A 21,238-nucleotide genomic window follows, 5' to 3' on the forward strand; every position below is an offset into this window, starting at 1 on the left:
CAATATTCATGGTAGTAAGTTCAATAGATTGATGATGTACCAATTGCAAAATAGTGACAAGTGACATTGAAATTCCTCTATTCGTATTCGCTATTTGCGAAGTAAAAGTTATCTTTTACATCTCACTTCCTTTCAAAATAATTTCAACATCTCAATTCATACTAGAAAAATATTTTATAATCTGTTTATATTTTCTTTTCTCATATAGAGCTGCAAATTTTTCTATATCCACGGATTTTTGAATTATATACTCTTTATACAATGAATATATCTTGTAGAGCGTATCAATAGCCTCTTGTTGTTCCTCATGCTTAATTTTTTTAATTCTAATGAGATACCAATTTCTAAAGTAGAAGTTAAATCTTCTTTCCATATATAAATCCAACAGGTCATTTTTTATCAAAAACGGTAGTCTTTCTTTCTCTAATGTATAATACTTTTCAAAAAACGCTTTCGTTACCGTATTCGTGACAGATCCAGACACAGCTGCATAGTAAATATGTATATCCTTATCAATCACAGCCCCTTTACTTGAATGCAACAGTAATTCTTGGAAGAATAACGTATCTTGTCCACCTGCATTTTCAACCATTCTCAAATTGTTATCGATGATGATTTCCCTTTTCACTACTAATGCCTGAATACTTTGTGTCCTTAAATCGGTATCCATTAATAGTTTTTTGGGATCATTAATAATGTCGCTACGACAAGCATTAATTACAGTTTCAAAATATTTAAAATTACCAATTTTAGAATTATTTAACTTAATCATATTTCCTATGGCTATATCTATTTCAGTATTATTTATTAATATATTTAACAATTTGTCATAACCATCATTAACAGCTTCATTGTCTGGATCTAAATACGTCACATATTCGGTAGTGGCAAGTTCTGCTCCCTTATTTCTAGCTCTAGAAGCACTCCCACTTCCTCCTTCACGATAGAAATAGGTTACGACGTTAGGATGTTCCCTAGCTATTCTATTTATTGTAGCGATCGTCTCTTTTTTTGAAGAACCATCATCTATAATGATGATCTCCATCATTTCGAAAATACTACTTCTTTTAAGACTATTAAAACACTTGTTTAACAAGTATTTTCCATTATTAAAAACAGGTACGATGACAGATAATTCATACGTTCTAACATCACTTTCTAATTGATCATTTTTAAATGCTGTATTTATTTCAAAATGATCAATACAATAGCCATTTTCTCTTATCTGTTTTTGCTTCATATTCAACAATTCATTTGCTTGAAAAGCTTCTGACCAAAATACTGTTTTATATTTATCTGTCATCTCATTTATATAAGCATGTTCAAGACCTTCGACTAGCTCGCTGCCGTGATAATAACTATTTTTTGCAATATAATCAGAATTCGTATATTTAAATCCATTTATCATATCTTCTAGGTAATACTCTTGATAATTGTATTTTGAATTAAAAAAAGCGATAAAATCATAATCTTTTTTTACTTTTTCATCAAAGTCAGCTTCAGTTATTAAATGCTTTTTTACATACGTTTGATTTTCAAAATCTCGTATAACATCATCACTCATTAAATTAGCAACAACCAGTACTTTCTTAGAATATAGTTGCCTGTTAAAACCAATACAGTCTAATAGATAATTAAATCTTTCAAACGTAGTATGAGAAGACATGACATTTCTAATGCCCACCACTTGATGTTTATACACTTCTTCATTAGTAAACCCATTCAGAATATCTTTTAACTCGTTCCGGTCATTCACTAGAAATACGTTTGGAAACTTATCATTTACCCCTACACTATAATTAGAGATAATAATATTTCCTATTGCTTGTAGTTCGTAAATTCTATTCGCAAACATTGTTTCACTAAATTTAATTGAATTTAAGTTGATAGACCAATCATATAATTTATGAACTTTTTGAAGATATTCATGTTCTATAGCTGGTGAACTATATTGTAAATACTTTGATGGAAAGAAGTAGTTAGGCTTATTTAGTTGAAAATTTCTATCGACTATTTTTAATCTTCTATTAGCCTTGATTACTCCATCAAATATTTCAATTGTTTCCTTTTGTCTTTCTGGATATTTGTTAAGCCATGATCCCGCAAAGAAAACATCACTACTTTTTTGAATATTTTTTATCCCAATTGGATTATGATAAAGTGGATTCACACCAAACTCTAATACAAAGATGTTGTTATGACGACAGTCTTTTTGATAACTTTCAATCTTCTCTACTGCTGTAGTAAATACATACTCACATTTTCTTGCTAATCCTATGAATGCTTCATAGTTAACAGGATCTTCTTTAGAGTAAAACACCGTTTGAACTTTATTCTTTTTAAAAAAATGTATTATTTTATGTGCTTCTTCTCTTTTTCGTGAAGAAGGATTCCCTAAACCTTCCCAAGCCTTATCCAAGCCCTTCCAAGTACTAACTACTAATAAAATATCTAGTTTGCTTTTATAATTTTTGTAATTAGAAAATGTGATCGGATAAAAATTTGCTACATCTTTGTAGGACTGATATAAAAACTCATCCGCTATGATTCCAACATTCACTTTATACTTTTGATAATAACGACTGCCGTTGCTATCTGGTATCATTTCAAGTAGCGGTTTTATACTTTCAAAATACTCGAAATCAGCAACTTCTTCCCTATAAGATAAATACTCTTCTTTATCCATTTTGATTGATGTATCTGTCTCGTCATTGAATAAAGAAATTGGTTCCATGGCTATATTATCAGGTAATTTGCAATTTACTAATAAGTGATTAATCTCATATTTCTCTTTTTTTATAGCATTCTCGATTAGTTCTTTTCTCGATTTGATTTGATTGATTTGCTCATCCAAATTAGCTATTTTCATTTTTCTTGCCTCGCTTAATTCTTTTCAATAATCTCCAATATGCATAAGTAACTTTTGCTAGTTTTGCATTACTGATTGCATAATGCTGGGCAGATAATTGTTTATACGACAAAAGTAACTTTTCTTCACTTTCATAAATTCTTAAAAGCTCTTCAAAAATGCTTATTTTCGACTGCTTTTCATATATTAGTCGTTTCGTTAGTTGATCCAGCTCTTCAGATGTGTCATTTGTTTTTAAATCCAAAATTAACACTCCTATTATTTTTAATGAGATATGGTTGTTTCCATCGCTAAATAACCTGATATTCTCTTTGAATAAACATTTAGGAAGCATTCTTTTTCGCTTTCCCAATTATAAATTTTACTAGCCTTTAAACTGTTTTCACTCAATTGGTTATGTAATTCCCTATCCTCTAATAGTCTATTCACTGCATCAGCAATGGCACTTGGATTATGAGAATCGATACATATTCCTGTATTTTCTCCCTCAATTACTCTTTTGATTTCAGGAAAGTCGCATGCTACTACTGGTACACCTGCCATCATATATTCAAATAATTTATTTGAAGAAGCTGAATAATGATTAAAATTTGTGTTATTTAATACTTGGAATCCGAGATAAGCGTTCTTTGTATATTTCGGTAATTCACTGAGTGGTACTTTTGGTATAAATTTTATCTTCTCTTGAAGATTCATTTCATTCACCATTTTGACTAAATCAGGTTTAATTCTACCGTCGCCAATTAATACAAGTATTCCTTCCTTAAATTTTGGAACGGCTTGTATTAATTGTTTCAAGCCCCTTCCAGCTTGTATTCCTCCCTGGTAAAGAAGTATCTTTTCATCTGCAGGTAGCTGAAGTATTTTATGAAGATTTACTCTTTCATTTAAAACTTCTGTATGCAAAAATGGATAGTTATGCACTACATTCGGATAAAATCCATATAAATCTTCATTGTATTTAGCTCTTGTATGATTTTCTACTATCATAGAATCAATTCTTTTAATAAAATGCTGCTCCACCATGCCATAAATTGGACTATCATAGCCCGTTCTACTTGTTTGTACTTCATGGGAATCATAGATAAGTGGTTTCTTTTTCAGTCGCCATTTGGAACAAATAAAGCCTTGGGGCAATGTATTTAAGTCGTTGGAATGATACAGATCATACTTTTTTTTGCTGCCCTTCATAATCATCCGACAAATTATACTCCCTCTAATAAGCACTGTTTTAACCTTTGTCTTTAAAAGAAGTAATCCCAGAAAAGTTAATGAAAGAGTTGCTAAAGGAAAAAAATAAACTGAAAACACCCAAATGAATGCCGCAACTCCTCCTGCTAATTTATACTTCAAACAAAATCTGAGACATGACTGAAGTATGGTAAAGAGAATGGGGTATCTCCGAACTCTAAAGACATTAAAGTTTTCACTTCTCTTTTCTTCAAATTTCATTTTTTTATCAGTTGGATCATGAATACAAATAAGGTCTACTTTATAGCCCTCTTCTGATAACGCGGTACATTCCCTCAGTACTCTAGCATCGTTAGTGAAATTGTTCCAAACAAACATACATACGTTTTTACTCATAATGTTAAATCCCTATCTATTTTTCTATTTAATGGCTCTATTTCTCTGAATTTATAATCACTTTCAAATAAACATGTTAGTTTTTTTATATTTTTTTCCCATAAAAAATGTTTTTTTATCAAATTCGTACTGTTATTAGCTATTTCTTGTCGTATTTCAGGATTATCTTTTAACTTCAAAATATATTCTACTATTTCAGCAGCATCTCGATTTTCAGAAACAAAGCCTGTTCGATTATTTTCTATAAGTTCTTTTGAATATCCCGAAACAGCTGCTACAACTGGCAATCCAGATGACATATAATCTATTAATTTACCTGGTAAGACTGTTTCAAATACCTCTTTATCATTTAATGCCAATACACCAACATGATGTTTTGCATTTAACTTTAAACACTCATGTCGAGTAGTAGGATTTTCGATTGTTACATTAGCCAATTTGTTATCGCTAACAAACTTGAATAGCTCATTTTTCTTTTGTCCATAGCCAACGATAGTGATCATAATATGGTTCTCGGCCAAGCGATAAACTAATTTTTTGAGAAAATCTACATCCTGAGCCAGTCCAATATTTCCTGTATAGATGACTTTAAATTGTTCATCTTTTTTGTTTACTGCATTTACCTCAAATTCTCTGGCAGCATTTGGAATGAATGTGATTTTGTTGCGGTCTACTTTTGACTTTTTCACTATATAATCCATAAAACCAATGCTATTAATGACGATGTAGTTTGCTTTTCTATATAAATAAATTTCTAATATGGAAAAAAACTTAATGATCCACTTGTTATTAAAAACTCCAACCCCTTTTAATGATTCGGGCCAAAGATCTCTAATGTCTAAAATAAATTTTGATTTATACTTAATTTTCGCTATGACTCCAACAAATGCCATAAATATAGCTGGCGATGTAACGAATACTACATCATATTTTTGTTTATCAAATAAAACAAAAAATAGCATTTTTAATGAGATTTCAATATAGTGGATTAATCTATTTAACATACTAAATGCATATTTCCTATTTTTAACATGTACTCTATGAATATTCTCATGATCATTTAACGTTTCATTATTCCAGAACTTCCTATCCTCATAAAGGTGTTTGTTTGGATAAGAAGGTTCTGTAGTCAAGACAGAGACTTCATAGTCATCTAACTGTAGTAATTGAAAAATATTATTCATTCTATTTGCGTGGCTACCAATTTCAGGATGAAAATTTTGAGTGATAATCAATACTTTAGTTTTTGACAATTAGAGTATCCTCCTAAATTAGATGGTTTTATCGAAACCGTTTTTCATTACATCTGATAGCCTGTTTATTGTAACATTTATTTTTACATTATTTGTTAATGTAATGATTCTTTATCATTAACAAATTGTAAATTTTTATTAATAAACGTAAATCATCGGGGTTTATTAATAAATTCAATACATTTTAGCATTTGTTTCATATTATCCATTATCTTCACGCTTTCTTTGGAGTTTGTAATACATAATCCATCGATTGAAAGAGTGAACATTAATCTAAAAGTTAAATAGTATTGTCATTTTATTAAATTTGTAAATGAATTGTTTATGTGTGAGCTGCAGTACGGCATACATATCATTTAAACTGGATGTACTGTTTGTCATACCTGATGATTGTAATGTAGTTTTTTTTAGCTCTCCTCAGTAAAGGAAAAATACTGGGGCTTACAAAATAAAATGCCCTCCAATAAATTTGGAGGGCATTTTAGATTATGAAATTAACTACTTAAATTAAATGACTACTTTTTTTATGTAGTGATATACTTCGCGTCATCACTTTAATTCAGTGAATAATAATTAAAAAACCAACAATCAATTTGTTCAGGCATCATAAAGTCATTTATGAAAGTTTTTCTTATGGAAACGGAATGATAGCCCAACCAACAAAAAATATGACAATCATAAAGAACACCAAAAAACATCCAAGAAAAATGCCCAAAATCCCGAGAGAACGGCTGGATTTTGAAATAATGGCAAGGATTCCGAAAGCAAATGTCAAGATAATGAAGATAGTAGAACCACTAATGAAAGGGGCACCATAACCAATGATAATCCAACTATTAATCATAATAAGAATCCATAAGCCTAAGCCAACACTAGCCCAGCCAAACAAGCTAAAAATCGATTGTTTTAACGCACCCAATTCCATAATTTAACCTCCCCAAGTTTTAAGTGTTTAATCATTGTGTTATCTTTTAACTGTTCAATCTCTGCTTTAGGTCCTGTAATGACGACAGCGTAGGTTTTCATGTCTTGTTTCTCTAAATAAGATATTCTTTCTTTCAGTTCCAAATTTTTATGTGAGGAAACAGCTGTCGCAATATCCTCATAATTAGCTAAAAAGTGAAGAATCGACAAAAAAGTTTGTTCATGAGATGTAGAATTTTTAAATGGTGACCAATTTGTATAATCTTGTTGTACAGGATAACCAATTGGCGATACAACATTACCATTAGCACTTAGCATTTTGTCTTCTACACCTGTATAGATCGCTGCCCATGTGACATCTACTTTCGGCATTTCCTGAATTACTTCTTCAACTGTAAATAAATTGTTTAAAGAAATATATGCTTCCACAACCGTCTCATCAGGTAATCCTTTTAAGACTTGCCACTCCTCAGATGTATTAAATTCAGCTTGATTTTCTGGATGAACTAACCACTGGTTTGTTATAGTCGGGTATTTTGGATACGTTTTTTCTAACTTAGAAGTAGTCGTTTTTTCTACTAAATCATTCAACATAAAGCGTGTATCATAATGTTTAATCGGGTAGACCTCATCACCAATCTGCTTATATTGCTCAAAAGATAATAGCATCGAAAAAAGTGAAAAATCCATATCAAATTCAAGTTCCTCTAACGTAGTATTAGGGTCTGTTACATAAAGTGTCTGGCTTGTAACATCCATTAATGTTGTGGATTTTGTACCAAAAGCATAATACAAAAATGTTAGCATGTAGCAAGTCGGAACAATTAAAAGTGCAATTGTTAGCGTCGTTAAAATAAGCTTCCTTTTAGATGATGCAATGGCTTTTTTTACAACATTAGTAGAAGGTGTATTTATCTTTTCACTATCCTTTGCTTGTTGTAATAATTGTTCATAAGAATCCATCTCTATTCCTCCTTCACAATAAGTGCTCGCATTTTTTTACGTCCTCGCGCTAAATGACTTTTCAATGTATTCAATTTCAAATTTAAAATGTTTGCTGCTTGTTCGTTTGTACAGTCATTCACATCACATAACAAAATAATCTGTTTTTCAATTGGTTTAATTTGTTCTAATAGGCTTAATAGTTTTAGATATGCATCTTGTTCTACAATGATTTGTTCCGGTGTAGTCGAATAGCTTTGATCAACGTTGTCTGATATCATATACCGGAGCTCTTTCCGTGTACTGTCGATATATGTATAGTAAGCTACCTTAAAAAGCCAAGGTTTGATATCTTGAATTTCTTGACCAAGCAGAGTGATATGCGCTTTTGTAAAAGTGTCCTGAAGCAAATCCTCAGCAGTAGTATGATTTTTGGTAAGTGAATATAAATAGCGATATATATCATTCATATAGGTGATATATATTGTTTCTAGCTCCATCTTTTCCCACCTTTCACCCTATCCTCGTTTAAAGACTAAAAAAAGTTGCAAAATATTTTAATAATTTCAAAATAATTATCTGATGCAATGTTGAACTATTCGCCTTCCGAATTATAAAATTTTATAGTTCTTCAATTTCAAAATTTAAAGTAATAAGATAATAAGTTATACAACTCAAATAGCCGACTATCAACTTGAATGATAGTCGGCATATTGTGTTATTGGAGATTATATTATCTCAACATACAATTGATTAGCTCTAGAGTCTTTTTCAAACATAGTGATTATTCTTATTTGCAATGTTATTTATACTAATAGGCTATTTCTCGACGGGGCGTTTTTTTCAATTTACAATCTTTTAAATTCTTCCATTTATTTCCATTCATGCTTTTCTAAGAAATACTCGGCTAACCCATTCGCCTTGTTTGTTATGCTTTGTGGATAATCCAATATTTCAAGAAGCTTAATCGCATTTTTCGTTTTTGACGGTCCAGAATGAATTGTATAATCAAAATGAACTTGACCATTTTCAATCGACTCACTGAAGTGATAATTTGTATAAGTACTTTTGGCGATTTCGGTTAATTCGATATCATGAGAAGCAATGATATTCATACCTTTATTCAAAGAAAGCCATTCCATCATAGCAGCCGATGCTGCTATCCGTTCAATCGTATTAGTTCCCTTTAGTATTTCATCAATAAATGAGATGCATGGTTTACCTTGCTCACACAGTTGGATAATACGTTTGAGTGACTTAATTTCAGCTATAAAGTAACTATCACCATCTAAAACATTATCTTGAATCGCCATTGAAGTTACAATATAGCTAGGTTTCATTGTCCAGTTTTCTGCTAACACTGTATTAATCGTTTGTGCCAAGATTGTATTAATAGCAATTGCTTTAATATACGTAGATTTCCCTGATGCATTAGACCCTGTAATGAGTGTGCTCTTGTATAGATTTGACGTGTTTTTTACTGGTTCATTGATAAGTGGATGAAACATATTTTTAAATGAAAGTTCCTCTTTCTCCATAAATGTAGGGATACAATATGTATCTAATGATTTTCTGTAAAACGCAACTGCTACCCCTGCATCCAGTTGACCAATAAGTTGCCATAAATCACGGTATTCTTCTTTATGTTTTGAAATCGTTTTAATAATATTGTTATAGGTAATAAAATCCAACAAAAATAGTATACGAATGTATTCAAAAATAATATCAAAATCTCCGTTGCCTCTTCCTATTGAAGTAATATTGCTTAAAACTAAAACTTTTTTGATTGGCTGAACTTTGACTTTGAACTCGTCCGCAAATGTTGTAAATTCCAAATGTTTGACGGATGCAAAGCGTTTACCAGTATTGATGATAGATGCTATGTACGATGTGGAGTATAAATTATTCTCTAACGCTGGTTTATTTTTATAGTATACAAATAAGTTAATTAGAAAAGATCCTACTAAACTAAAAATCCCGTACTTTAAGCTGAAAAACATCAAAATGGTTGAAGCAAATGGCATTAAAGCAAGCAATACATATATAGCTACATATTTTAAGTTACTTTGATTCACATAAAAAAAGGAAGACGAGTTTGTATAATCTTGTTTTCCAAGCCCTGATAATATGCGTAGGATGTCTTCTCTTAATCCTTGATTACTCTCCAGTAATGTGTAAAGTCTTTCTTTATCTTGTATATTTTTAAGCGATGGATCAATATCTCGAAGCTGATTAAATAAATATTCCGATCCAACAGAAGTCTGTGTGTAATTTACCTTTTTGAAAACAGTATTCATAGCAAGATCATCCCACGTCAACTGATCTATCCCGTCATATCTTTGTTCATTATTCTTTTTATTTTCCCAGTACATTGACACTGATTCATCATGTTCACTTTTTGAATTAAACTTTCCTAATTCCCATTCTTTCCTAAACTTTTTTAGTCTTTTCTTTTTTATCATTAAAATATTATAGATAAAAAAAGCGATTGCAACTATTACAAGAATTATTATTAAATTCATCATTTCTTTTATCCTCTATTTTTTGACCTTTTTTCATTTATAAGTTTGTTCGTTCTATATTAATTAGTTTAATTCTCCATATAAGAAATGCTTAAAAACCACAATTAACCACAATACATAATAATTGTAAAATATACAACAAATTAAGTAAACTAAAAAGAGTAACATATAAGTAATATTGCAAGAATTGCGATTAGGTCAAATCTTTTAGTCAGCAGTTGCAATTGTAAATAAGAATTTCAATAACATTTTCACCTATAAATCTCTATTATTCAACTATAGCAGAATAATTTAAATAAAGGATAAAATATAATATAATGGAGGAAAGTATATTGAATCTAGATGTTAATGTTTCAACATTTGAACTAGCGCAAGAATCTGTTAATTTCGTTATATTATGTCCTTTTAACTTGCCTAATGACTGTTCAGTTAAGGATATATCTCTAAAAGAAGAAACAAGAAGTTCTCGTTCTTCGATACGTTTTGAAATTTCAAGTAAAAATAGAGTAGTAAGAGTAAAACAGTTTTATTATGATTGGGGAATTCCTACTGTATATGCAGATACTAACCTTGTTTCACCTGGTAAATCTTTCGAGATTAACGGGATTGTTGGTTTTATTGGTATAGATTACAAAGGAAATCAAGCTGCTTGTTATGCTAGATGGTTCACAAATGTAGAATTATCTGTTTTAAAAGGAAGATTTGAAGAAGATGAGCTTATAAGAATTATTGAATCATTTACACCAACGGGGTCGTTTACTATTAAAAAATTGGGAGAAAAATCATATACAACTACGAGTTATACAGCAAGATATGGTATACCTAAGTGGCAAGAAGATGAGATTTCTAGGGAGAAATGGTATGAAAATAATTTCGATATCAACAAAAAAATTTCTTTGCAAAACATTTATATACCAGCATTTGAATATCAAGATTTTTTCCTGGATTCAATAGGATTCAATCAATATAAATTTGGTGTAGAAACTCATTTCCTATATAGATCAAAGGTTAATTATACTGATGGTATTTGGTTTTGGTTAGCTCCAGAAGAGATGATCGAAAATCTCTCTTATATAGAAGGAGAAAATATAGGAGTAAGACAAAGTTGGAATGTTAAAAAAGAAAAATTCTTAATAGGAAATATAGAAATAACAATATTATTACATAAACAAAATACACAATATTATGGTTGGTATGCTCATTGGAAGATTGGGAGATATATTTATCAAGTATTTAATCGTCCATCAGTAAATTTTAATATAGAAAAGTTTACTGGATTTATTAAGACATTACATGAAGTGAAATAAGAAAAATCAGTAAATATCAATTACCTTAGTTCACTAATGGCGAGCTTTAATTAAACAAATGATTTATTCAATACAAAAAAATTAAGGTTGATTTTACACGACTTAAAGCTCAAACTCTGTTTTTTTAATACCTTAGTTGCAACATTCTTTAAGAGAACGGACCAAAAAATGACCATCTCCAAAGCAAACATTTGGGATGGTCATTTTGTATTATGATCTTCAGCTAAGCGATACCCTTCTTGAAGCATAGGAATACTCAATCCGAAGGTCATTTGTAAGTGCGGATAATCTTTGAATTTCCGCCAATCTCCACCCCATTCAAATCCAAGCTCCTTTGCTAGTTCAGCAACTTCGAACCAATCAGATTGTCCATTGTGATTGCCATCATATTCAATATCCCATTCTATTCCGTCATTTGTATTCTTAATGGCATAGTCAAAGGCTAATCCATAATTATGAAAAGATTCTCCTCCCTTTGAATATGTGACGATGTTGCCTTTAGTAGATCTACCTTGGTTGTACAACTCATCCTGCTTTTCAAATGGTCTAAGCCCTTCTGTTATCATGACATCAATATCTATTTCAGCTGCTTTTTTTAATAAGATGTTTTTATTCTCTTCCACAATAGGATGTAGCTCCGTTGGGATTGGCGCCTCATCCCCAAGAAGAACATATTTGTCATCTTCTATTTGGCTAAATTTATACAATAAACTAAAGGTAATAGTAAAAATAATAATAATAATGATTCCTGTAATTAAGATGTAATTAATACTGCTCTTCATGTATAACTGTCCACCTCTATAAATAATTCCCTTTAGTATGAAGCATTCAATTTTCCCCATTCATTATAACGTAAAAAGGCAAAAATAAAATGCTTGAGCTCGGTACAATACTGAACTCAAACCCTTACAGCTCCATGATTAAGTAGTTTATTGACAATATATTCGTTTAAAAACAAGTAAACCCTTAAAAAGATGACCATAATTGGAATTTAATTACATTTTTTATTTTATCTTGTATAATATAAAGTAAGAATATTTAGATATCTCTTTTGTTTACATTCGAGCATTTTATAATTGTACATATTAAGAGATGTTACTCGTATTTATTAACTTTAAGAAAAGAGGAATAGCTATGATTCAGTTTGGAAAGCCGGATATAACAAATTTTTTACAAAATTTAACCGTTAGTGATTTTGCCGTAAGTCCTGATGAAAAGCAGATTGTATTATGTACGAATTTTAATGGTCATTTTAATCTATGGGGAATGGATGTAGAGAAAAAATTTCCATATCCACTAACTTTTAATAATCAAATCTCTAATTTTATTACATATTCGAAAACAGGTGAATTCCTTTTAGCTGGATTTGATAAAGATGGTGATGAAAATAGCCAAATTTATGCGATTGCACCTGAGGGAGGAAGCCAAGTACCTATTCGCTTTAAAGAGGGAGAGCGTCATCTCTACGCACATTTGACCGAGAACGGTAAAAATCTATATTACTCTACAACTGATGGGAATGCGAAGTATTTAAATAGTCTAGTTTATGACATTGAGAGTGGTAAGGTAAAGATACTTATAGAAGGTAGTGTTGCGCCTACTTTTATCGCTACAGTTAGCCCTGAAGAAAAATCATTTGTTTATATTAAATCGTTTGGTAATACGAATTCATTAGCATATGTACAGACCGATGTTGAGAATGTATTGCTCACACCACCAACGGATGAGCAGCATACAGTATCCGATTTTGTATATACTTCTGAAGACGAAATTTATTTTTTAACAAACTATGATGACGATCTTAGCTATTTAGCGAAATTTGACATTCAGTCGAGACAATTTAAAAAGGTGCTTCAATTAGAAAAAGAAGACTTTACAAGTATTTATTATTCAAAAAAAGAGAATGCACTATATATTGTTGGTTCTTATGGTGTAGAGGATCGGCTTTATCGTTATACAATTGCAGATGGAACAAATGAAAAAATCGAAATACCTGTAGATATTATTGAGAAAATGGTTATCATGCCAAGCGGACATTTATATTTGCTTGGGAAAACGGCTACGAAACCAAATAATATTTTTGTTTCAAAGGAAACAGGAAGTTCCTGGTTAGAGTTAACGCACTATAGAGTACCAGGTATTCGAGACGAGGATTTGGTGGAACCCGAAGTGCTGCGCTATCCATCGTTTGATGGTTTAGAAATTGAGGCACTCTTATTCAAGGCAAAGGAAGAAGATTCGAATGGTTATGTTATTTTATGGCCACATGGTGGTCCACAAGCTAATGAACGTAAATCATTTCGATCGATGTTCCAATTCCTTGTTAACCAAGGATACTCTATTTTTGCACCTAACTTTAGAGGATCATCGAATTATGGTTTAAACTTTATGAAAATGGTTGAAGGTGATTGGGGTCATGGCCCTCGTCTTGATAATATTAGGGGGATTGATTGGCTTATTGAAAAAGGCTATGCAGATCGTGATAAAATGCTGCTTTTAGGTGGAAGCTATGGAGGCTATATGGCACTTCTCCTACACGGCCGTCATGCAGATTATTTTAAAGCGGTTGTCGATGTTTTTGGTCCAAGTAATTTATTTTCATTTATTGAATCTGTTCCGGAGTTTTGGGGACCATTTATGAAGCAATGGATAGGTGATCCAGAGAAGGATAAAGATAAATTAATAGCTGATTCACCAATTACGTATTTAGACGGTATGACTAAGCCTATGTTAGTTATTCAAGGGGCGAACGATCCTCGTGTTGTACAAAAGGAATCTGACCAAATCGTAGCTGCGTTGACGGAAAAAGGACGAGAAGTGGGATATACTGTGCTAGAGGATGAGGGACATGGATTCACGAAAAAGGCGAACGAAATTTTCGTTTATAAAAAGATACTGGAATTCTTTAATACAGAAATAAATAAATAAATAAATAACTGTAAAAACCTCCTATCAAATTAATTGGTAGGAGGTTTTTACAGTTTTAAATTTATAATAAACAACTTTATTACTAAAAAACGTTTTGCCACGTTTTTAAAAATTGCAATGTGCTTTCTCTTCCAATACTGATTAAACTTTCTTTTGTTTCTTGATTTAGATCAAATTGTGTCGCGCTGTAATTTTCAACGGGTATGAAAATAATGTCCTTTTCAAGTCTACGAGAAATATATCGCTCATCATGTGCATCTTTCATAGTTGTAAAGAGTGCTTCAAATAATTGGAGTCCATTATTAATTTTTTGCGGTTCCATTTCTTCTCTAGGATGACTTAGCTTCAATCCAATAACTGGCCGTTCTTTCCAACCACTATCATCATCAAATATCCATATCGGAAAATTACTAAGTACTCCTCCATCTACTACTATTGATTCTTCATTTGCAATCTTTAGTTTGACCGGCTCAAAGAAAAAAGGAATTCCACAGCTCATTCGTAAAGCGCGTGCAACTGAAAATGACTCCCCATCTACCCCATAGTTTTTTAAATCGTCTGGGAGTACTAGCATTTTGCCATTCGTTAAATCAGAAGCGATGAGCTTTAAAGAACCGCTTGGTAAATCACCAAATGTATAAATGCCTTTAATTGCTAGTTTTTTATAAAACCATTTTTCTAGTGCTTTTCCCTGATATAATCCCATTTTAAAATATAGATTTAGCCATTTCAGAAATGACAATCCAAACAATGTTCTAGGTGGATCAAGCAACGAAGAAACATCCAGTTCATCTAACATCTTCTCTATTTCAGTTGAGGTAAATCCAGCTGCGATAAAACTTGCGAAAATAGCACCTGCACTCGTTCCAGCTACTCGATTAAAATGAATGTCCCTTTCCTCAAGCACTTGATATGCTCCTAAATATGCAAAGCCTTTAATTCCCCCACCAGAAAATACCCCATCGACAATCAATACTTTTCCCCCTTCATCCGTACTGATAACTCCGTAAGAAATGAGAGCGTTATTAAGAACTTATGTCGAAAATGCCGTGAAAATGTTTCTTATCTAAATTAATTTATTTTGATTAGATTTAGAAAAAGGAAGTATTAAGGTCATCCTACAAGGTACCATCAGTGAATAATCGTTCCATTCATTTAATAGATTTGCAGATTCTTTAGGATGAAGAAGGATATGACTTATTTATAAAATGTGTAGAAGATGACTTCGATTGGAATGACATAGAACTTCCATACCATGATAAAGAATGTTATAAACCCGATGAAACGAATGATCTATCTCCTTCTAAAGTGTTTAAAAAATATAGACTTTAAAAGGAAAAAGAGAACTTCAAAATTGAAGTCCTCTTTTTATGTACAGTTTGTATCATTAACTTTTCGAAACAAAAACTGAAATAGTTACTTTTTATAATGTGATTAGTTTTCTAGCAATGAGATGCTCACATAACGATGCTAACGGTAAGCCAACTACGTTTAAATAATCACCCTCAATACGATCGACCAAAAAGACACCTTCAGTTTGTATGCCGTAACCACCAGCTTTATCAAAAGAATCCCCAGTTGCGACATATGCTTCTAACAATGCATCAGAAACATTTTTAAAAATGACTGTCGTTTTTTCAACTAATGTTGACTCTGTCCCGTCCTCTTCAATAATTGCGACAGCTGTTAAAACTTCGTGTGCTGTATTACGTAGAGTACTAAGATGTGCCATTGCTTCGTCATGACTCTTAGGTTTATGTAGTAATTGATTGTCTTTTGCTACGATTGTATCTGCACCAATGACTACTTGACCTGGTGATAATTTCGCAACTGCGCGCGCTTTTAATAGTGCAACCTCTGTAACATATTGCGACACTTCTGACGCTTGTACACTCGTTTCTTCTACATCAGCAGTAACGATTTCGAATGGTATATTTAAACGGCCAAAAAGCTCCTTACGACGTGGTGATGCAGATGCTAAAATAAATGATCTTGTTGTTTGAAATTGCATAGTCTTCACTCCTCATTTGTATCATACAAAAGATGTCGGTATTTGCAAAGTGAAGCAACAAATCATCTACATTTTCAAGGTATCAAATCATTTCACTATTTTTTAGTATTTCTTCTAATTGTTTAAAAATATTTAATTGAAACTCATCACTTATATCTATTTCATATTCTCCATGAATTAACTTTTCGCCTATCAAATCAAATAATTTATCACCTAATTGGAATGCGCAAACATAACTACCGCTATTCAAATCAATTTCATTCAATTTTACAATTGTTGTTTCAGGAGAAATACGTTTAAATATTTTCCACACCTTACTTTCATGTCCTTGCTTTACAAATACTTCAGATAATATCCTAGCCTCATTAAAGCTTATTCTACTGACAGTAATATTTTCATTTAATGAAAAGGCATTTGTATATTTATACGGATACAATGTACTCCAAGCTTCTATATGAAATACAATTTTATCTTCTTTTAACTCGTAAGAAGTGATATTTCCTATTTCTTCAATTGCTTTTGGTGTTACTAAAGCAATTGAGCTTATTAGTCGCCAATCTATAGGTAAACCACTTTTATGAATTTCAATTTGTAGCTGCTGTTTCTTTTCTCCTAGTTCCTCGTTGGATAATGGCGTTAATAAAATATAGGAATCCTTTTCTTCTTTTAAGTTCAAGGTTGACCCTCTAGGTAAAACTCCTTCACGTTGCAATTCTTCAGCATTTTTATTTAAAAGGTTATCAATCACTTCTTCTACTAAGTGTGAGTTATTAGGAAGAAAAGGCAATCCTCCAATATTTACTTTATCGATGCTTTTATAGAGCTTATTTTCTTTGTACTGAGCGTCATCTTTCCAAGGAAACAATACATATGCACCAAATGCAGTTCTTTCATATTTACCATCTTGCTCAACAACAATTGAATCACGGTAACGATGCATTGTATTTATATCCTCATTTTTAGGACCAATATTCCCTTTACTGTCTACATCAATTTTGTATTTAGCATCAAAAATATATTGAAAGAGATAATCTTTCCCTTTCTTACCTATACTCAACATAGAATCAGGTTCTTGCGAAACAGTAGGAGATTTTTTTGTTCTGTATTGATACTGTAAGATGATTTCTTCACCTGTTAATCGATGATTGAATTTAAATGTTGAGGATTGATCCTGTTGAAGTCTTACATATAAACCACCATCATGATATTTCACGATATCCTGCTCTTTTAGATCACACTTTTCACGCAAAATTTTTCCGAGCTTGATAAATGTCCAATATTCATACAGCATCGCAATATTCTTCAAAGACATCTTGTAGAAATCGCCATATAACATTAGGCTTTGAAATACATAAGCGTATACATGAAATGCTTCTCTGTAGCCTGTTGCCATTTGTAATACAAGGCTATGTACAGAACGATCCAGCTTGCCTACTTGTTGCCACAATTTTTTATTCAAATGTAAGTCAAGCGTTTTAAACATTGTCATTAAAATTTGATGAATCTCTTTATCTGGTTCTCTTTGCTGGTCAGCACACCATCCTTCATAATGTTTAATCAGCTTTCCTATTTTTGCACTAATTCTTGTCATCGTCCATTTTATATAGCGGTTTTCATGGTTATCCACCGTCCGTTGCTTTTTTATAAGCAGACCTTTTGTCGGCATAACAGAGCGGCCATGAATAGACAAACCATTCGGTACATCAATAAAGCGATGTGCATTTTTTCTTAAGTAGTTTCTACTAACACTATCTTGCCTCCTAATCTTATCCCCACGCACTTCTTCATATATTGTTTGCAACTGTTGATGCGGCATTCGCTCAATATGTTGAATAGCTTTAATATACTCCTCAAAATGTAGCTCGATTAGGCGATAAAACTCTGTAGGGGAAGGATCCTGATAAATTTCCGCACTCGCTTTTAAGTGAGTTCTTTGAATAAAGCTATATGATAAATGATGAATTTCTTTATTAATTTCATTTACAAGCTCCCTATAATCCTTTACATAATCTAGCTTTGTAGGGAAAATCTCGATTGTAAAACCTAAAATGGTCTGATTTTCCTTGCGAACCTCTAATGTTGAAAGACCTACTTCATTCATAAAATGTAGTACACCTGAAAGGCGATTTTCATCTTCATCGACTGCAGTGATAGCTTCTCGAAAAGGAGCATATTCATGATAAAACGTATAGTTTATTTCGTTTTTCGGTCGTATATAAAGCTGATAATGGCCATTTTCAAAAAATATGGGCTTATGTTTTGCTATCTGATAAAAATCTTCAAACTGTTCTGTATCTCGATTATAAATAGTTATTCTGGCGTTACTATCGCTAATTGAAAAATTCATCTCTACATCATCCGTTACTGAAGCATGATATTTTGTATTTAAATCACCTTTTATAATGACTTTCAGCTCATCTGTTTCAATTTCAAGTAGCTTTATTGATTTATGAGATCCAGAAAGAAGTAAAGCCATCTTGCTCTAACCTCCTTAACATCTCTGCTGTTTTCTTCGCACTTAATCGATAAGGAGCTGTATCTTGCACTTCTGTTTCACGAACATATACTTTATTTGTAAATTGTTGATATAGCGCTTTTAATACATTTTCAATACGATCTCCACTACCAGAAATACGCGGTAAAATCTTTTGCATGATACAGAAATCAAATGCCTCATTTTTTGATAAAATTTGGAATTCATCGTTATACGCCATGTAAAAGCAAATTTCATCACGGACACGATAACCTACTTGAGCATGAATTTTTTCAAGTTGAGTGTTAATAGAAACTAGTTTTTCTGATAACTCAATTACAAGTAGTTCATAATTTTTCGCGCTAACATCATCTATATTTAATAAATCAATTAAATGAATATATTTTGACTGAAGCATTTCATTCGTTATACAAATTGGCTCTATCTTTTCAGTTAACGCTAAAGGTAAATTAAGTAAGTTAATTTCATTAAATTCAATTGTATTCGCACGGTCCAGAACTTTTTTACTAAATGGATGTGTTGTTTCATCCATGTTAACTGTGCCAATGATGTAAAGATTCCCAGGTAAATGAAGTGTAAAATCTTCATTTGAAATTAAGGCGAAGACGTTATTTCTCCATTTTCTCTGCTACGGCTCTCCATCACACTTAATACATCACTAAAATAGTATTCCACACGTGCTAAATTCATTTCATCTAAAAGTATAAAATGAGGAGCATTAGGGTTTTTGATTGCACGTTCAACCATTCGAGTTAGGGGCCCTTTTATAAAATCCCCTTTTAGATCCGTATATCCGATGAGATCTGAACTGTCGCTCCAATCCGGTCGTACTGGAATAAGTTTGAACTGCCCATTATCTTTAGTAGCTCCAATACTTTCCGCAAATAGTTGGACAACTTTTGTTTTCCCAGTTCCTGAAATCCCAGAAATTATTACGAATGGCTTGCTTCGTAGGGAGAGATAGAGGTTTTTGATATTATTCTCTGAATATATGAAACCTTTTGTAGAGATATAAGAACAAACGGAAGGGATAAACTCGCTTATTCTTAGCTTCTTCTCTATTGATTTATAACTAAATGCTCCATTAATATCATTGAAATATTCTTTAATATCAACATGCTCTACAAGAAGTAATCGAAATTTTTCTTTTGGATTTTTTGTCAAACATATAAAATAACCTGTACTATCTTCTTCAACAGTATACTGCCACTTTCTTGTAGTTGGATTGCCAGGAGGACTATAAATATACTTTTCATTAGTCATTTTATTTAAAAACTGCTTCAAATCTGCTATTAAAAAAACATCATAAAAGCGGATAATTAAAAAATTATTAGTAAAGTTAATCATTTTAGATCTAACACTATTAATTTTCGAAACACTAATATCAAGATATTTTGTCTTTTCTCCTTGAATACCTGGGGATAAAATTAACGTTAAATCTCTTGTTAGCAAGTTCGTATCTATTTTTGTTAAATCTAGTTCATTTACTAGAAAATCTATGTATTTATCAGCTTGACCTTTAATTGTCGCCATAATAACCTCTCCAATCCAAATCAATTGTTTCATATTTTTAAAATATTTACACACTCTAGTATTCACCAAAATAATATATTAATTAGTAGAGCTAAGCTTATCCAATGGATTCATGAATAATCTCCAAGCATCGGATTCCTCAATAATATCTATATCCCAGCAACGTACATTCTCAATACCATTTTGCTTTGATTTAACTGTAAGCCTTTTTCCAATAGAAAAAGAAGCTGTTTTTAATCCCATTCCAAATCTTCCTAATTCCGACTTACTTCTTAAAATATTAGGACTCTTAGAACCTAATCGCATGGCTAAAATTAATGTATTTAAATCCATTCCATAACAATTGTCTGTTATTTTTAAATAACTACCATCACTATCCCAATCAATCATAATATTAATTTCATTAGCATAAGCGTCTATACTGTTATCAATAATATCAGCAATTGCTGTCTCTAAACTATATCCTATTGATCTTAAAGACATAATTAATGGGGCAGCCATGCGGAACCAATATATCATAATCTTCTTCATTCATTCTTTCTCACTCCAAGAACTTATTTAATTAAACATAAAAGGACAAAAATCATTATAAATATTTGTATCATCTTGAATAAATAGTTATAACTCATTATACTGCTTAAGTAAAAAGGAACAAGAACTTAAAAAGTACAAGATTTATTCATTATCTAAGAATTGAGGTGGTTGTTGTGGAACTTTCGTTGCGCTGTTTGTAGAGTACTTCGAGGAACCATTCTACTTGTTTAGTGAAGTTGGCAAAATTAAAGACATAGACGGTGCTCAGAAGAAAGCTGGAACATATAGAGCGGAACATGCCAAACTCTTCCTAGTATATCCAGAATTCTAAGCA

At 31.6% G+C, this 21,238-nt stretch carries 16 protein-coding genes and 1 pseudogene; 2 read left to right on the forward strand and 15 right to left on the reverse strand.

Annotated features, from left to right (window positions below):
- Positions 1-151: 151 nt before the first annotated feature.
- The 8 genes from MHH98_RS12360 to MHH98_RS12395 all read right to left on the reverse strand — a co-directional run bounded on the left by MHH98_RS12360 (position 152) and on the right by MHH98_RS12395 (position 10,100).
- Positions 152-2,869 carry a glycosyltransferase gene (locus tag MHH98_RS12360; protein WP_340709066.1) on the reverse strand — a complete coding sequence of 906 codons (2,718 nt, stop codon included), beginning with the start codon at positions 2,867-2,869 and terminating at the stop codon, positions 152-154.
- Positions 2,856-3,113 (reverse strand): hypothetical protein, encoded by a 258-nt coding sequence (locus MHH98_RS12365; RefSeq protein ID WP_038181180.1) that lies wholly within the window; start codon positions 3,111-3,113, stop codon positions 2,856-2,858. Before MHH98_RS12365 ends, MHH98_RS12360 begins: the two co-directional genes overlap by 14 nt.
- Before the next feature lie 20 nt (positions 3,114-3,133).
- Positions 3,134-4,459, reverse strand: coding sequence for a glycosyltransferase (locus tag MHH98_RS12370; RefSeq protein ID WP_164491922.1), 1,326 nt, complete (start codon positions 4,457-4,459; stop codon positions 3,134-3,136).
- Entirely contained in the window at positions 4,453-5,709 is a 1,257-nt protein-coding gene (locus MHH98_RS12375; RefSeq protein ID WP_076065096.1) for a glycosyltransferase family 4 protein, read from the reverse strand. The genes MHH98_RS12370 and MHH98_RS12375 overlap by 7 nt, the downstream gene beginning before the upstream one ends.
- Before the next feature lie 631 nt (positions 5,710-6,340).
- Complete coding sequence (locus MHH98_RS12380; protein ID WP_038181174.1) at positions 6,341-6,634, reverse strand: hypothetical protein; 294 nt, start codon at positions 6,632-6,634, stop codon at positions 6,341-6,343.
- Positions 6,616-7,596 carry an anti-sigma factor gene (locus MHH98_RS12385; protein ID WP_038181172.1) on the reverse strand — a complete coding sequence of 327 codons (981 nt, stop codon included), beginning with the start codon at positions 7,594-7,596 and terminating at the stop codon, positions 6,616-6,618. The genes MHH98_RS12380 and MHH98_RS12385 overlap by 19 nt, the downstream gene beginning before the upstream one ends.
- A 2-nt stretch (positions 7,597-7,598) precedes the next feature.
- Positions 7,599-8,075, reverse strand: a complete 477-nt coding sequence (locus tag MHH98_RS12390; RefSeq protein WP_340712974.1) for a sigma-70 family RNA polymerase sigma factor — start codon at positions 8,073-8,075, stop codon at positions 7,599-7,601.
- Between the two features lie 372 nt (positions 8,076-8,447).
- Positions 8,448-10,100 carry a MutS-related protein gene (locus MHH98_RS12395; protein ID WP_076065097.1) on the reverse strand — a complete coding sequence of 551 codons (1,653 nt, stop codon included), beginning with the start codon at positions 10,098-10,100 and terminating at the stop codon, positions 8,448-8,450.
- 329 nt (positions 10,101-10,429) lie between these two features.
- On the opposite strand from MHH98_RS12395, the gene MHH98_RS12400 reads away from it, so the two are divergent.
- Complete coding sequence (locus MHH98_RS12400; RefSeq protein WP_340712977.1) at positions 10,430-11,404, forward strand: hypothetical protein; 975 nt, start codon at positions 10,430-10,432, stop codon at positions 11,402-11,404.
- 200 nt (positions 11,405-11,604) lie between these two features.
- On the opposite strand, the gene MHH98_RS12405 is transcribed toward MHH98_RS12400, so the two are convergent.
- Positions 11,605-12,186: a M15 family metallopeptidase gene (locus tag MHH98_RS12405; protein WP_340712979.1), complete on the reverse strand. Its 582-nt coding sequence runs from the start codon at positions 12,184-12,186 to the stop codon at positions 11,605-11,607.
- Positions 12,187-12,538: 352 nt separating this feature from the next.
- Between MHH98_RS12405 and MHH98_RS12410 the strand changes: the two genes are divergently transcribed.
- On the forward strand, positions 12,539-14,332 hold the full coding sequence (locus MHH98_RS12410; protein ID WP_076065100.1) for a S9 family peptidase: 1,794 nt from the start codon (positions 12,539-12,541) through the stop codon (positions 14,330-14,332).
- Positions 14,333-14,414: 82 nt separating this feature from the next.
- On the opposite strand, the gene MHH98_RS12415 is transcribed toward MHH98_RS12410, so the two are convergent.
- The 6 genes and pseudogenes from MHH98_RS12415 to MHH98_RS12440 form a co-directional block, all read right to left on the reverse strand.
- A complete protein-coding gene (locus MHH98_RS12415) occupies positions 14,415-15,305 on the reverse strand; it encodes a patatin-like phospholipase family protein (protein ID WP_038181160.1) in 891 nt (296 codons plus the stop codon).
- A 450-nt stretch (positions 15,306-15,755) separates the two neighbouring features.
- Positions 15,756-16,343 (reverse strand): Maf family protein, encoded by a 588-nt coding sequence (locus tag MHH98_RS12420; RefSeq protein ID WP_076065101.1) that lies wholly within the window; start codon positions 16,341-16,343, stop codon positions 15,756-15,758.
- An 82-nt stretch (positions 16,344-16,425) separates the two neighbouring features.
- Complete coding sequence (locus tag MHH98_RS12425; protein ID WP_076065102.1) at positions 16,426-18,819, reverse strand: restriction endonuclease-like protein; 2,394 nt, start codon at positions 18,817-18,819, stop codon at positions 16,426-16,428.
- Positions 18,791-19,369 carry a hypothetical protein gene (locus MHH98_RS12430; RefSeq protein WP_340712983.1) on the reverse strand — a complete coding sequence of 193 codons (579 nt, stop codon included), beginning with the start codon at positions 19,367-19,369 and terminating at the stop codon, positions 18,791-18,793. The genes MHH98_RS12425 and MHH98_RS12430 overlap by 29 nt, the downstream gene beginning before the upstream one ends.
- Before the next feature lie 62 nt (positions 19,370-19,431).
- Positions 19,432-19,857: pseudogene (locus tag MHH98_RS22090) on the reverse strand (McrB family protein); the annotation flags it as partial.
- 591 nt (positions 19,858-20,448) lie between these two features.
- Positions 20,449-20,901: an ATP-binding protein gene (locus MHH98_RS12440; protein ID WP_076065104.1), complete on the reverse strand. Its 453-nt coding sequence runs from the start codon at positions 20,899-20,901 to the stop codon at positions 20,449-20,451.
- Positions 20,902-21,238 lie beyond the last annotated feature (337 nt).

The sequence above is a fragment of the Viridibacillus sp. FSL H8-0110 genome, from assembly GCF_038003565.1.
In the GTDB taxonomy this organism is placed as follows: Bacteria; Bacillota; Bacilli; order Bacillales_A; family Planococcaceae; genus Viridibacillus; species Viridibacillus arenosi.